Below are 14,336 nucleotides of genomic sequence, written 5' to 3' on the forward strand. Positions count from 1 at the left end.
TAGCATGTCATGGCCTAAACCTAATGTGATTAACACACTAAAACCACCCGTTAAAATACATCGTGGTCGTTGGGTGCTGTTTTTTATCATATTAATACTTATAACCGCTATTTTGCTTGCACTCATGTGGCCGGATAATAACTTTATTTCGCAGTGGACATTTTGGGTTGGTGTGCTTTTTATTCCAACTGTGATTAGTGGTATTGTCGTTAGTGTTCGATTATATCTGTATGGCTTGGCGCAAGAAGAGTATGAAATATGGGAACAAGAACAAAACCATATTGAACATAATTGGCAAGAATGGGCTATGCAATCATTAATGGTACTTGATAGTTTTTACAAAGTACCAAATCAAATAAGCACCCAAAAACTATTATTGGATAGTCCCAATCAGATTGTACAACTTAATAATTCATTAATATTTGATGAAAAATATACCTTTAAAGATTATGCAGAGGATCTGTTATTTTCTCTGCGAGAGGTTTTATCAGCGATACCTAAAACCGAAGTAATCGATATCACTGTTTATTCATCACCAGAATCTTTCACTTATATTGATGATGATATTAATAACGCTTATCGCTCAGCAGAAATACTTCAACCTTATAAGCTTTATCATCAAATAGTTTCTCGTACCAACATCGAAAAATTAGCAGAGTTGTATGATACACCTCAGTCATCTTTACAATTAATCGTTATCAATAACTTTATTTCATCAGGATCAGCTTTCTTGTGTGCCTTGTTATTGACCGATAAACAGCATTATCAGGAGTTGGCGATTGATATTGCCAAAAGTGAAATTCTTCGACCAATGATAACGGATAATTTACTAACCGGTGTGAATCAAATGGTTGAAATGCAACCAGCAATAAATGATGTAAAACAACTTTGGTTTGCTAATTTGAATGCTGAACAAGAAGTCGATATAAACAAATTGTTAGCTGACCAAAAAATTTCACCTGATCAGTTATATAAACTGGAAAGTATCGTGGGTAATCAAACAGAACTTTCTTATTGGCTATCGTTGGCACTCGGATGCGAAATGATAACACAAACCCAAAAAAATAATTTAATTACAGCAATGAGCCAAAATCAATGGTTATTTTCTGTTGTGACAACAGTTAGTAGGGAGTCGTAAATGAAAAATAAATGGAAACGGATTGGATTAATTTTCATTATATTATTGGGTGCGCTACTATTGACAGTAGGACTCATATTTTGGGGAACACAGTTAGGTTATGTCACAGCTAAAGAGAAAATCTCGATTTGGTTGCAAGGGATGTTATTTTTATTAGGATTATTATTAACACCTATTATTATAACTAACGCTCGTAAAGTATGGGCAAAAGATAAAGCAAAACAGGAATCCCTAAACCCAGAAGAAAAGAAAAAAGCAGAAAAACCGATTCCGTTTTCCGAATTTTTGGCGATTAAAAAACAGTGCAAATATCGAGCAGGTCTATTTTGGCGTTATAAGATCCGAAAATGTCTTGTATATGGTGCATCTTCTGATGTCGAATCTTTATTCCCTCTTTTACAACAAGATTTATGGCAGTTTTGTGATGAAACGTTAATGATATATGGTGGTGATCTCCAAAGTGAAATAAATACCCCATGGCTACAAGTGTTAAAAAAACAATTTTCTCGTTGCTTGCCTTTTTTACGTAAACCAATTGATGCCATAATTTGGATCGTCCCTAAAAACTATTTAGACAATAATCGTCAGCAACAATTATTAGTTGAAAAAGCTATATTACAACTACAAGCTCGCAATAAAGTATTAAATTGGTCAGCACCCGTTTATTTAGTATCTGGATATGGTAGTGAATGGTCACAAAAAGGACGAATGGAACAGAGTGTAGGTCTGGTATTTCCTACATTAAAAAAAGAAACAATGGAATCGATTGTTTTATCCCTTAATCAACTAGCCAGAGAGTGTAGTAAACGAGGTGTACAACAGATAAAAGAAAACTCGCATTATGCCTTTTTACTTAAATTAAGTCAGGACTTAGTTAAACGTGACATCATTAATATTAAACGTTACTTAACTTCATTGATATCATTTCCTCATTCTCCACGCGTTCGTGGACTGTTTTTTATGCCTCATCAGTTTCCGTCACTTGAGGAAAAACAGCTTTTTGAAAATTATCTCCCAATGACGCCAACATGGCAGACAATTAGTGATGATGCAAAATTACAATCAGGACGACGCATGGGCATTCAATGGGCAACAGTGTCTTGCTATGCTTTATTTGGAAGCATGGTAATGCTAGGTTGCGCTTTATTAACTTCATATTACCGTAATGCCTCACTGATTGATGACAGTATTGAACTTATTCAACAAGCTGATAGTTCTGTTGACAAAGATTATACAGCTCGATTAGAAATACAATATCAATTACAACAACGATTAGAGCAGCTCTTATATCGTCAGCAAAACGGCGCACCTTTATCTTATCGCTTTGGGTTAAATCATAATGACGAATTATTAAATAAATTATGGCTAAGTTATCGCACTACCAATTCTCGAAATATTGCGACACCTTTTTATAACTTGATGACTGACTACTTAACCTTAATGACTAAATTGCCTCCTGACAGTCCTAAACGTATAAAATTGGTCGATTCGGCATATGATGTACTAAAAGCGTATTTGATGATGAGTCATCCGGACAAGAGTGATGGCGTATACTTAAGTCAATTTGCCGCAAAAATTTGGCAATCCCCAGAAGGTATTAGTAATGGTGATTGGCAAAGATTAATGCCAGATTTAGTTCGTTTTTGGGGGCAAATGCTCAATTTACATCCTAATTGGGCGCAGCAAGGTGATGTGCGTTTAGTTAAAGATGCTCGTCAAGTTTTAATCAATAAAATTGGGGTACAAAATGCGGTTAACACGCTTTATTTAGAAATGATTCAACGTGCTAGCCAACATTATGCAAATCTAAATCTCAACCAATTACTTGAAGGATTAGATAGTCGTTTACTCTTCTCCAGTGAAGTGGAGATACCGGGTGTATATACCCGTAAAGCATGGGAAGATACCATAAAAGATGATATTGACGAAGTCGCTAAATCACGTCAAGAACAAATTGACTGGGTATTAAGTGATGGTGAAAATACGTTAACTTCATCAATTTCACCGGAAGTATTGAAACAACAGATTACTGAACGCTATTTTAGTGAATATAGTGCCGCATGGTTACACTTTTTAAATACAATTCAGTGGCATCAGGTAGATAATATTTCAGATGTTATTGAACAATTAACCTTACTGGCTGATACACGGCAATCTCCTTTAATTGCCTTAATGAATGTGGTGAAGTATCAATCTGAGGTAGCTTATACTGGTGGTGGTTTGTCGGATAATTTGATCCGTTCAGCAAAAGAACTTATGGGCAATAAATCGCAAACAGGATTAACAAAAAATAACGAAGCGTCAGGACCGTTGACTGCGACATTTTTACCATTAACTAGTTTACTTAAAAACGACAACACCAATGGACTTACTTTACAAACCTATCTATTACGAGTAACACAAGTCCGTTTAAAATTACAAAATGTCACCAACAGTGCTGATCCTCAAGCAATGATACAAGGATTAGCCAAAAGTGTATTTAAAGGTACGTCAATTGATTTAACTGAAACCAGAGATTATGGCAACTTAATTGCGGCAAATTTAGGTGAAGAGTGGTCTGGTTTTGGTTATAGCTTATTTAAACAACCACTGGAACAATCTTGGCAAGTGGTATTAGCACCGGCCTCAACAAGTTTTAACGATGTTTGGCAAAATTACATAGTTAGTCAATGGGAAAAATCATTTGCAGGTCGTTATCCTTTTAAAAATAGTGAGAATGAAGCGTCATTAGCTGAGTTAGCTCGCTTTTTACGAGCAGATACAGGGATAATTGACAACTTTATTTCTACTGAATTAAGTGGTGTATTAGAGAAAAAAGGTGGCGGATGGGTCATTAATACTGCTAATGCTCAAGGTCTTAACTTCTCACCAAAATTCCTTGAAACATTAAAATTATTCAATGATATCTCAGCAGAGTTACTCACATCAGGTGATGCGGCTTTATCATTTGACATTATGCCTCGTAGTGGAAGTAAGATTGCTCGCACAGAGTTAATTATCAATAAACAAAAAATAGAATATTTTAACCAAGCGCCTATGTGGCAACGTTTTAATTGGCCGGGCGATGGTTATTCACCATACTCACAACTCAGTTGGAGTAGTAATGCAACTGGATTACGACTTTATGAGTATTATAGTGGTGACTGGGCATGGATACGGCTGCTAGAAAAGGCCTCTGTCAAACCTTTAGATTCAAGCCGATACGAATTAATATGGAAAGCGCCTGATGATCGTAAACTACGGTTTATTTTACGGACGCAATTAGGTGGTGGACCTTTGACGTTATTAAAATTACGCAATTTTACGTTACCGAAAAAGGTATTTGAATAATGATTAATTAAAATAAAATGATGGATTAATGTTATGTTTAGTGAACTGTTAAATCATTTTTTTGGGCAACATGATCCAAGTGAATCAATTAAACAGGACTTGAATCAACATTGGGCTGATTGGTTGCAACCAATCACTCTTGATAACCCTACGGGTGAAGATTTAACTTACCATGATTCTTTTCAAGAAATTAAAGAAGAGATTGGTAAATTATCCGAGATTGATTACAAGATGATTGCAGCCGAAAGTGAAATAATATTAAAACAAAGCAGTAAAGATATTCGCATTGCTACTTATTATTGTTTGGCTCGTTTACATATTGATGGCATAGAAGGCTTTGCTGATGGTATCGAACTATTAGCTAGTTTACTTGATAAATTTGGTTCAGATATTTACCCTTCTCGGCAAAATATCCGTAAAAATGCGATAGAATGGCTCACCAATGCCAAATTTATTGATGAACTCACTCAGTTACAACCCATCACCGAAATCAATTTGATTCGCATTGTAGTCGCCTTAAATTTGATTGATGTAAAATGCCAAACACTGTTTAGCAGTGATGACCCAAATCAAGCTATTGCTACACCTGATTTAACTGTATTTGCTAATTTTTTGACAAATATTATCAAACAACCGATCAAAACAAATCAGGCGGATGAAAAACAACCTGCGCCAGCACCAATTCCATTATCAGAAACATCAACTCTTAATGAAGTTAAAAAAATTACATCTCAACAAGATTTACTCGATCAAGCTCGGAAAATGGCTAGTTTTTTACGCGAAAAACCGGAAGGTTACTTTGTAGCAGGGCGTTTTTTACGTGTGATCCGTTGGGATACCATTATTGAATTACCACCAGCAGATCATCGAGGTAGAACACGTTTACCTGCACCAAGAGCTGAACTAAAACAACATATTAGCCGTTTAATGATCCAACAACAGTGGACAGAACTCTTTGAACGCGTAGAAACGGCCTTCATGGAATCAGCGAACCATTTTTGGTTAGATCTACAACGAGCATCAGTAATCGCTTTACAAAAAATGGGTGAACCTTATCAATCATGGGCAGATATTTATTTGACAGATATTGGTTTAATGCTAGAGCGACTAAAGGGTGTTGAACGCCTCTTTTTTGAAAATGGAACACCATTTGCCGATGATGAAACACGAGCTTGGATAACGAAATATGCCCATATACAACACATAGATGAAGGTGAAAATATTGCACCTATAGTAGTGTCAGGTGAAAACGATTGGAATGAGATTGAAAAACAAGCCTTAGAATTGGCACACAATGAAAATTTAGAAAAGGCATTTCAATGGTTACAACATTTACCCTCACTTCATTCAACCAAGCAACGCTATCTATTGCAATATACCCAAGCAAGAATTGCCGAACAATTAGGTAAACACGATATCGCATTAAAATTATTAATGGGATTAAATGAACGGCAACAATCCATGACACTATTACAATGGGAACCGGAACTGTTATTTGATATCAAACGATATTTATTACGATTGATAAAACAGAAAAATCAATTCAAAGATGAAATGAATCCAAATTTATTTAAACAAATTGAACAATTGCAACATGAATTAATGCAATTAGATCCGGCAAGGGCAGTAAGCGTAATGTAAGGTCGTTAACGGCAAAATAATAAGAGAAATAACATGACAACAAAAGAGATAAACAATGGATGATTTAATTCTACGTTATTACGAATCAGAGATGCGTTATTTGCGAGAAGCAGGAAAAGAGTTTGCCAAAATACATCCTGACAGAGCAAGTCAATTGAACTTAGATAGAGTAGGAGATCGCGATCCTTATGTCGAACGGTTATTTGAAGGATTTGCTTTCTTAACAGGGCGATTACGCCAAAAAATAGATGATGATTTACCTGAACTTACTGAAAGTTTAGTCAGTTTACTCTGGCCTCACTATTTACGATTAATTCCCTCATTATCTATTGTTGAGCTAACACCCAATTACACGATCTTATCTCGATTGGAAGTTATCCCTAAAGGGTTACAAGTACAAACTGAGCCACTTGGGCCTGCTGGTACTCAATGTCCTTATCGAACCACACAAGCGGTCACCTTACAGCCTATTAAAATTAGTCAGGCGAAACTCGGTGTTCATCATGATGGACGAAGCATGATCACCATTCGCCTGACTTTTGGTGAGTTAGCTGATTTTGAACAGCTTGATCTATCACAATTACGCTTATATTTAAATGCAGATGGTCCTATCGCATCGACCTTGCATTATGCATTGACTCAACAGGTCGCTTCAATACATTTGCGTTACTCAACCCAACCTGAAAATCGAGTAACACTAAATGGAAAAATCACGCCAGTAGGATTTGCTGATGATGAACGTTTATGGTTAAAACCGGACAATGCTTTTGGCGGTTATCAGCTTTTATTGGAATATTTTGCATTTCGTGAAAAATTTATGTTTGTCGATTTACATGGACTAAATATACGCGATGTACCAGAAAAATGTAGCTACATTGATATTGAGTTAGTCCTCAATCAAAGTTGGCCAACTGATATGCCTTTTGATCATGACAATATTCGCTTGCACTGTGTACCAGTCATCAATTTATTTGATATGGAAGCAGATCCTATTGTGGTTAATCAATTGGAAAGTGAATATTTACTGCGCCCGTTATTAAGTCAAGACGGACATGTCGAAGTCTATTCGGTTGAGAATGTCGAGGCTATCACTCGTAATGGTCGTTATCGTTATGTCCCTTTCACGAGTTTTAAACATCGAGGTGGTATGTTACGTCACGATGCGCCAGAAAGATATTATCACACTCGGGTTCGCAAAGGCGCATCAGGATTACATGATACATGGTTAGTGTTGGGTGGTAAGATTTGGGATAAAAATGAAGTGCTTGAAACCGAAACCCTATCATTACGCGTTACAGGTACCAATGGTATGTTACCACGAAAAGCCTTACGTAATGCAAGAATCCATGAAATTTGTGGCTCGCAAAACAGTATCGCTAAAGTTCAAAATTTATGTTCACCAACTTTACCTTGTTATCCACCGACTGAAGATAGATTTTATTGGCGAGTACTATCCCATTTAGCACCGAATTACCTGTCATTAATGAATGCTGAAGTTTTACGTGGCACATTAGCCTTATATGATTGGACTGATAACGAGCTAAATCGCCGTCGTCTAGAAGGCATTGTTGAGGTCTCTCATCGAATGATAAAACGTATCGAAAAAGGGATGTTACAAAGAGGAATAGAGATAGAAGTGACAATCAATAGTTACCAATTTACTGGTGAAGGTGATGTGATGCTCTTTGGTGAATTACTACATCAATTTTTTGCATTATATGCCGATGTTAATTTATTTACGCAATTGGTTATTATTCTTCTACCAACAGGAAATAAAATTGTATGGAACCACAGCAAAGTATCGAAAGCAGCCCTTTAATGCAGACAATGGAAAAAGTACTGCCAAAAATGAATTTTTATCGTTTTTGTCAGTTGCTTGAACAGATGTGTGCTGACGAACCTATTTTGGGTAAATATGAAACGCCAGTAGCTGATCCTCTACGCTTTGCGCCTTCTGTGGATATGTCTTTTCCTGCTAGTGAACTCAAATATATTGAAAGAGCGCCTTATGTAAATCGACCCACCACAGTGAGAACTCGGTTTTTAGGGTTATATGGAGTTGATTCAATATTACCGCATGGTTTACTTGATAACATTATCCGTCGTGAAGAAAACTATCAAGTTATGACTGATTTTTTAGATATGTTCAATCATCGAGTCATAACTCAATTCTATCGAATTTGGTTGAAATACCATTATCCAGCCAGTTTTTTAAGTGGTGGTAAAGATCCAATATCTCAATGTTTACTTGGATTAACAGGACTAGGGGTTGAAGGCACAGCAGAACAAATCGGCACACCTTCATCACGTTTTTTAGCTTTATTAGGCCTAATCACCCAAAAAACACGGACAGCTGAAGGTATTGTGGGTGTAGTTCGTGTATTGGTCGAAGATGCAGAAGTTACGGTAGGTGAATTTTATCCAGTTTGGCAATCGATAAATAATCCAGCTCAATTAGGTGGCAAAGGACAACAACGGGTTGGTTTGGATGGCGGAGCTATATTGGGATCTCGCTTTAGGGAGTGTAATCAAACAGTTCATATTGGCATCACTCCTCAGCATGAAGAACAGATTATTGATTTACTGCCTGATGGGCAATTACATCATGACCTTTTAGCTTTGTTAAGAGCTTATTTAGGTTATCAAGTTGATGCCAAAATGACACTTTATATTCAGCGCCGTTTTTTACCTCGAAGTCAGCTAATATCAAAAAATAGCCGATTAGGGCAAACTGCATCATTTACTAAAACCACTGCAAATGGTGAACCTGTTCAAGATGAAGTGGCTGTAAACATAGGTCACTATTCTGGAATTGATTACGTAGCATAAAAAAGAAAGGGAATAAAAATGAGACTAATTAAAGCAATAATTGCTAGCCTATTAAGCATCTGGCTAACAGGATGCGGTATTGCGCAAAGCGTGTCAGAAGGGGCTGTTGATTTGAGTAATTCTGTTTTTTCATGGGACGTCAGAACTTTACATCTAGATGTGACCGCAAGAGCAGAATTAAATATGGATGATGAAGGACATTCTTCGCCAGTAGTTGTTCGTATTTATCAATTAAAAGAAGCCGACACTTTTAATTCAGTTTCTTATCAAGATTTGGTTAATCAAGATAGTGAAGTATTAAAGGACTCATTACTTGAGAGTAAAGAAATTGTTTTAAAACCAAACACATCTATATCCATTGATGTTCCTTTTGACAAAAAAGCTGAAGTAGCCGGTATTGTCGCTCTTTTTAAAGAACCAAATTTAAAAGACAACAGTTGGCGACTGGTTTTGACTCGTAGTGATTTAAATATTAACAAACCACGAGAGATAGTCGCAAGTCAATACACAATCAAACTAATGGAAGAAAGTAAATGAGTGCTTCGTTATACGACATACTTTATGGCTATTTTGAGTCAGGTATAGCAATTGATGATGTATCAGAAAATGAACAAACAATCATTAGTGTAATGGATAATATTCAACGAATTTTAAATAGCCGAGCGGGAGCAATACAGCATATGCCTGATTATGGCTTACCGGATCTATCAAAAATATTTCAGGCCTTACCCTCATCAGCCTATATTTTAATGAGAGCAATCGAAAAAACGCTATTAACCTATGAACCAAGACTTGCTTCTATTGATATCAATATCGATGATAAAAACAATGACAAAATGGTGTTGGCTTATGAACTTATTTGCCATTTAAAAGAAGGGGGACTTGTCAGATATGGAACTTACTTTATGCCTGATGGTAAGGCTCGTTTGAAATATACACGCAAAGGTCACTATTACTAAAGCAATCATTTAACTCAATCGTTCTAAATATAATCAATAATAATCAAAATATAAATTATATCAAAACGAATGAATAGCAAATAATAACAAGGAGAATAGCATGGCAAAAGTGCTTGAGGATCTCGTTAATCAATTAGGTGAAAAAGTCGTTAATGGCTTAGCTGGAATCAGTCATAATCGTTATACCTTAACCATTGATGCCTTATCCAGTCCCATCTCAATCTTACAAGTTAAAAGCAATGAACAACTCAACCAACCTTGGCACTACATTATCAATTTCACCAGTGCTGACAAAGCTATCAGGTGTTATTGAGTATTGGTATTACTGGAATGAAACTCTTATAGAATTGCATCATAGATCTGAAAAGTTACTTACAGACATTGATTACAAAATAACCAAAAAACAATGGTATAATTTAAATATTGCACAAGCATATAATGCTTATGAATATCAGACGATTAAACAACAAAATAAAAGTTTAACGGTCATGCAACAAACAACACTTCAACAATTGTTAGAGTGGGTATATACAGCTACCTATAATCAACCTGATAAAAATAAATTAAACGGTATAGTTAATTATGCTATGGTCAATACACAGACTTTTATAGAAAAAGTAGATTATGATTTATTATCCAACGTTATGAAAAATAATGATAATAATCAGATTGAGTATTATTTAAATAATATAAAAGAAAGGATTTAAAAATGGCATCTCTTGAATATTTACTTCCACTGTTAACAAATTCAAATCAAAACAATTCAGGTAAACGATGTCCAAAATGTCAAGAAAAGGAAGGAGATTTATATGTATTACCTTCCCGCATGTCTATTATTGGTTATACAACGGATAGTATAAAACAGTCTAAAGATGAAACATCTGACTTTCAAGTACCATCATTACCTAAATTTGCCCAAAAAATGGTAGAAAACCTACCTTTACAAAACTCTAAATATTGTATACAGATGTTAAGGCAAGGGTATTTATATGTGTTAGAACACCGTAATACCGGCAAACAATGGCGAGTATTTACTTCCAGTCCAGAAGGATGTTTGATTGAACATGATGATGTTTCAAAAGTAAGTAATATTCCTCCTACTTATACTTGTAATATTGCATTGGATCGAGCAGATGCATCGTATATTAGTTTTAAAGAAAGTAAAAATATTATTAAGATTTATTTTATCTTTTCACCTGATAAAGTTTCTGACGATATATTAGCCTCTTATCAAGATAAAGATTTATATTTACTTAATGGCATAACTCCAGATGAAATCCGAAATGGTACTAAATCGCTTTTACCTGATGATTTTTCGCCTAATATTTTAGAATTTTCAGTCGTTGAAAAGTTAGGTATCCAAGAACAATTTTTAAAAAGTAAACCATACGGGGAGTTTACATTTTTTGAAAAAACTCTGGCGAAAAAAGAACAATTTGAAATAGATTCTATATACCGTAATTATACCTGTTTTCATGATATATCAATTATGCAGTATTATAATCGTTATTTATCTATATATAAAAAACTAAAAAAATATCAGGGTGCTGCAATTGTCGTCAATGATGCTATCGGTATAACCCAAAGTTTAAATAATTTTCGACATCAGGCATTAGAAAAAGAGATGAAGCCATGGATGGAAAAAAAAGATGAAGAAGGGATATCTAACGAATATCGTTTAATGATTCTAAGACAGTTATATGGGCTTAGAGAGTCATTTTATGAAAAGCGAATTAAACAAAAAATAAATAAACAAAATCAATACTATGACTTTTTAAGAGCATATAACAATCGTCCTTATGTATCTGATTTCGCTAAAGTAATATCTAATAGTAAAATTGCTGAAAATAAAGAATTTTATGACAAAAATGTTGAAAAAGAATATACGAAAGAATTATCTGATAAAGAATTTAAAGAAAAATATTGGAATCGCATATCACAAGAAAAAATAGATAAATTTGAAGCTACTTTTGATAAAAAATGTCATGACGCTGATAAGAAATCAGAAAACTTCAGCCAAGATTATACAAAGTGGCTAAAATCTGAACAGTTGTTGTTGGCATTAGATTTATACGATCCTGATAAACCACTAGATGGCATTATGTTTACAATGCAAGTGGGGGCATGCGTAAATGGTACAAGCAGTTCACCTATAATAAGGAAAGAACTTGATAGTTTGTGGAGCGAAACACAAATTACTCGTGCTAATATATGTTGGCGGGCTTATGCTTTCAACAATCAAAGTTTGATAAATGATATCAATGAGTATATAGCATTGCAAGAAGACGCCATTATTACCGATTCCCCCGTCGCCAATGGTAACAGTAGTCAGGTTGATACTGCTGTTAACTTACTCAATAAGCTAACAGATCATATTACTAAAACTGGACCAATAATTGATCAACTAGCTCAACGCGGATTACCGATAGCATTTTTAACAACGGCTTTCGCTGATTTAATGAGGCATTTTTTACAGGTAACAACGACTAAGTTTGAACAAAAAATTCATAACCGCTTTGGTAATCTCATTTTGGCAAGCATCAATCAAGAAGCGCGTGAAATGTATCGCTTAGGTTATAATATTAATGGTAAAAAATTTTCAGCCTTACCATCCCGAGGTGCAGGTCAATTAACCCATATAGCAAGCGAAAATTTCCGAAATGCCGATTTAACTAATACCCGTATCGCTATGATTGTATTAGGGTTTGGAGTTTATGATACAGCACAAAAAATAATACAAGGTCGATGGAAGAATGCGCGTGAAAAAGCTGAATTAGTTGCATCAGTAATGACAAGTGTTGCTTCAATATTCCAAGTATTAACGAGTGTAATTGAGCATTGTATCGGAAATAACATAACTTCAAAGACCGCTATAGTTACGTATAATGCCTTTGGTCGGCTATTTTTATGGGGAGCAAGCTTAGCATCTATTGCTGGGGGGATGTCGGCAATATTTGATTTTATGGATGGATATGGAAAACAAAAGAAAGGTCTACCAGCTATAGCAATTGCATACTATGCTAGAGCAATGGCTACGTTACTTTTAAGTCTATCACAGTTTTTAGTGGCTTTACGTACTCTATCCCCATGGCTAGAAAGGATCATTGCCGGCAGTATTGAAAAAACCATTTGGGTTCAAGTAGCTGAATGGGCGTTATTTTTAGGGCGTTTTGCAGCAATACGAGGGGTTGGAATAGCGCTGGGGTTGATTAATTTTTATGCAACCTTTATTGTTGTTGTTGTAAGCGTCGTAATAGTTATTTTTGACGATAATGCGCTACAAAAATGGTTAGATCGTTGTTGCTTTAGTAAAAATGTGGAGCACAAAAAATTTGATGACTTAACGGAAGAACTAACAGAATTCCATCAAGCACTTCAGGAGACATTTTGATGTATATCGGTGAATTTTTATTGTGGTTTGGCAGTTCAATTAAAGCATCAACGCGCAAAAAATTAGGAAAAGATTATTTTGATGGCGATATGAAGCTTAGCGAAGTGCAAAAAGACTATACCAAAGAATCAGTTAGTAATAACCCACGCCCAATTGGTCCTTATTATGCCTATAACGATCGTTATTTAGAAATACGTGGTGGTATGTTTGAAAATTTCCGTGGGATTGTCACTTGGATAAGCTTACTTTTATTTCTTCCTTCTTTAGCATTTGGGGATTTATGGGTAGAAGTTATGTTAAATTTATATAATGATCAATCTATCAATATAGGATCAGATATTTTTGCAATGATATTTGCTTTTATTGTGTTTGTGGTTATAACATATTTATACGTGCGTTATTTCCGTTATGTTTATCGTTTAGAGTTATTCACTATTCGCCATATTCGGGTGCGGTTTAATCGGGTGACTCGGCAAGTCTATATTCAGCGCCCCAAATATTGTGGCGGTACGGTCGTGTTTAAGTGGGAACATATTATGCCCGCTAATTTTAGCAACTCAGACTCAGATATGGGTGGTACCAATATGGTAAATCTGATGAGCTTTCACCCATATAAAACAGGCTTTCCGGTTGCTCAATCGGTGGGGATTGGTAAAAATACCTATAATTCGCAAGATTATAAAGATGAATGGGAATTTATTCGCCGTTATATGGAGGAAGGCCCGGATAACCTACCCAAACCTTGGCTCAGTACGCATCTACCGATGCCTTTACATGGTTTAAGTGGACATATAAAACCGATGATCCATGCTGCAAAAAATGCCCCAACATTCTGGATGTACATTTTATTGATACCGGTATTTTTAATATTATTACCGTTTTACACGATAGGGTACTTTATTTCGGAATGTTTATGCTGGCAACCACGCTGGCCAAAAGTCATTCGTCAAGCTGGTCGAAAAGGGAAAACCGTACCGAAAGAAACCACCTTATCAGACTATCCACCCAGTGTACAACAAGCGATTTTAGATAATCGTATCGAATGGGG

At 35.5% G+C, this 14,336-nt stretch carries 11 protein-coding genes; all 11 read left to right on the plus strand.

From position 1 onward, the window contains the following. Positions 1 to 4 precede the first annotated feature (4 nt). Positions 5 to 1,138 (plus strand): hypothetical protein, encoded by a 1,134-nt coding sequence (locus A9G11_RS09905; protein WP_065619450.1) that lies wholly within the window; start codon positions 5 to 7, stop codon positions 1,136 to 1,138. Next, complete coding sequence (locus A9G11_RS09910) at positions 1,139 to 4,468, plus strand: ImcF-related family protein (RefSeq protein WP_065619451.1); 3,330 nt, start codon at positions 1,139 to 1,141, stop codon at positions 4,466 to 4,468. It abuts the gene before it with no gap. Positions 4,469 to 4,501: 33 nt separating this feature from the next. Further along, positions 4,502 to 6,109 carry a type VI secretion system protein TssA gene (gene tssA, locus A9G11_RS09915; RefSeq protein WP_065619452.1) on the plus strand — a complete coding sequence of 536 codons (1,608 nt, stop codon included), beginning with the start codon at positions 4,502 to 4,504 and terminating at the stop codon, positions 6,107 to 6,109. A gap of 55 nt (positions 6,110 to 6,164) precedes the next feature. Further along, positions 6,165 to 7,928, plus strand: coding sequence for a type VI secretion system baseplate subunit TssF (gene tssF, locus A9G11_RS09920; RefSeq protein WP_065619453.1), 1,764 nt, complete (start codon positions 6,165 to 6,167; stop codon positions 7,926 to 7,928). Then, entirely contained in the window at positions 7,892 to 8,938 is a 1,047-nt protein-coding gene (gene tssG / locus A9G11_RS09925) for a type VI secretion system baseplate subunit TssG (RefSeq protein ID WP_065619454.1), read from the plus strand. The genes tssF and tssG overlap by 37 nt, the downstream gene beginning before the upstream one ends. A gap of 18 nt (positions 8,939 to 8,956) precedes the next feature. Beyond that, entirely contained in the window at positions 8,957 to 9,475 is a 519-nt protein-coding gene (gene tssJ / locus A9G11_RS09930) for a type VI secretion system lipoprotein TssJ (protein ID WP_065619455.1), read from the plus strand. Then, positions 9,472 to 9,897 (plus strand): type VI secretion system baseplate subunit TssE, encoded by a 426-nt coding sequence (tssE, locus tag A9G11_RS09935; RefSeq protein ID WP_065619456.1) that lies wholly within the window; start codon positions 9,472 to 9,474, stop codon positions 9,895 to 9,897. Before tssJ ends, tssE begins: the two co-directional genes overlap by 4 nt. Before the next feature lie 100 nt (positions 9,898 to 9,997). Then, positions 9,998 to 10,210 (plus strand): hypothetical protein, encoded by a 213-nt coding sequence (locus A9G11_RS09940; RefSeq protein WP_065619457.1) that lies wholly within the window; start codon positions 9,998 to 10,000, stop codon positions 10,208 to 10,210. Continuing rightward, on the plus strand, positions 10,137 to 10,604 hold the full coding sequence (locus A9G11_RS09945; RefSeq protein ID WP_141674403.1) for a hypothetical protein: 468 nt from the start codon (positions 10,137 to 10,139) through the stop codon (positions 10,602 to 10,604). The genes A9G11_RS09940 and A9G11_RS09945 overlap by 74 nt, the downstream gene beginning before the upstream one ends. Before the next feature lie 2 nt (positions 10,605 to 10,606). Then, complete coding sequence (locus A9G11_RS09950) at positions 10,607 to 13,288, plus strand: T6SS effector BTH_I2691 family protein (protein WP_065619459.1); 2,682 nt, start codon at positions 10,607 to 10,609, stop codon at positions 13,286 to 13,288. After that, positions 13,288 to 14,336, plus strand: a 1,049-nt coding sequence (locus tag A9G11_RS09955; protein WP_065619460.1) for a DUF6708 domain-containing protein, incomplete at its 3' end; no start/stop codon positions are given. The genes A9G11_RS09950 and A9G11_RS09955, both read left to right, overlap by 1 nt.

Source organism: Gilliamella sp. wkB108 (genome assembly GCF_001690195.1).
GTDB classification, from domain to species: domain Bacteria; phylum Pseudomonadota; class Gammaproteobacteria; order Enterobacterales; family Orbaceae; genus Gilliamella; species Gilliamella apicola_L.

What these genes read in the sequence shown, in the direction of transcription:
- A9G11_RS09945 (WP_141674403.1), top strand. Translation starts at nt 10,137, where the DNA reads ATGAACAACTCAACCAACCTTGGCACTACATTATCAATTTCACCAGTG.
- tssA (WP_065619452.1), top strand. Translation starts at nt 4,502, where the DNA reads ATGTTTAGTGAACTGTTAAATCATTTTTTTGGGCAACATGATCCAAGT.
- A9G11_RS09910 (WP_065619451.1), top strand. Translation starts at nt 1,139, where the DNA reads ATGAAAAATAAATGGAAACGGATTGGATTAATTTTCATTATATTATTG.
- A9G11_RS09940 (WP_065619457.1), top strand. Translation starts at nt 9,998, where the DNA reads ATGGCAAAAGTGCTTGAGGATCTCGTTAATCAATTAGGTGAAAAAGTC.
- tssG (WP_065619454.1), top strand. Translation starts at nt 7,892, where the DNA reads ATGGAACCACAGCAAAGTATCGAAAGCAGCCCTTTAATGCAGACAATG.
- tssF (WP_065619453.1), top strand. Translation starts at nt 6,165, where the DNA reads ATGGATGATTTAATTCTACGTTATTACGAATCAGAGATGCGTTATTTG.
- tssE (WP_065619456.1), top strand. Translation starts at nt 9,472, where the DNA reads ATGAGTGCTTCGTTATACGACATACTTTATGGCTATTTTGAGTCAGGT.
- tssJ (WP_065619455.1), top strand. Translation starts at nt 8,957, where the DNA reads ATGAGACTAATTAAAGCAATAATTGCTAGCCTATTAAGCATCTGGCTA.
- A9G11_RS09905 (WP_065619450.1), top strand. Translation starts at nt 5, where the DNA reads ATGTCATGGCCTAAACCTAATGTGATTAACACACTAAAACCACCCGTT.
- A9G11_RS09950 (WP_065619459.1), top strand. Translation starts at nt 10,607, where the DNA reads ATGGCATCTCTTGAATATTTACTTCCACTGTTAACAAATTCAAATCAA.